The 478-nt window shown below is 40.2% G+C and carries 1 protein-coding gene; it reads left to right on the forward strand.

The annotated features are described in order from the left end of the window. A partial coding sequence (locus tag A6E04_RS21415) for a hypothetical protein (RefSeq protein ID WP_217491217.1) occupies positions 1 to 226 on the forward strand: 226 nt, incomplete at its 5' end. Between the last annotated feature and the right edge of the window lie 252 nt (positions 227 to 478).

A 478-nucleotide genomic window follows, 5' to 3' on the forward strand; every position in this document is an offset into this window, starting at 1 on the left:
ATTAGCCCTTATTTTCCTAAGTTCAGGCGTTTCAGAAGCTATTTTACGCTTCAATTGTTCTCTGGTTATGCCTCATTTTAGTCTGCATCAGTGTTTTACTCGCAGCATTTCAATCCCAGTTGTGGCAAGGATATTTGGTTTATCAGTTCCAAATCTGCTGAAACCAAGTCGTTCAAATGGCGTGAAAAGTGTATTTGTTTTCCATTCACTTTATCTCGCAGTTTAAGAACATTTTGTTCGCTTAATTGGTATCGGTAAATTAGAATCTAGGCTTAGAAAATCTTGGCAGGGCAGTTCTTTACCAAGTTGACCAAGCCGAAAGTAAGCACGCACAACAATCGCATCAACACGATTTATTACATTCGGCGTTCTGGGTTTGCCTTGGGTTTCGTGATTAAGGCGGTTAAATTCAGGTTGGTTTGCATGGTAATAAACGTGTTATGCCAGCGTTGTGCGTACTGAGTCCGAAATTTTTTGC

Source organism: Aliivibrio logei (assembly GCF_001691055.1).
Taxonomy (GTDB): Bacteria; Pseudomonadota; Gammaproteobacteria; order Enterobacterales; family Vibrionaceae; genus Aliivibrio; species Aliivibrio salmonicida.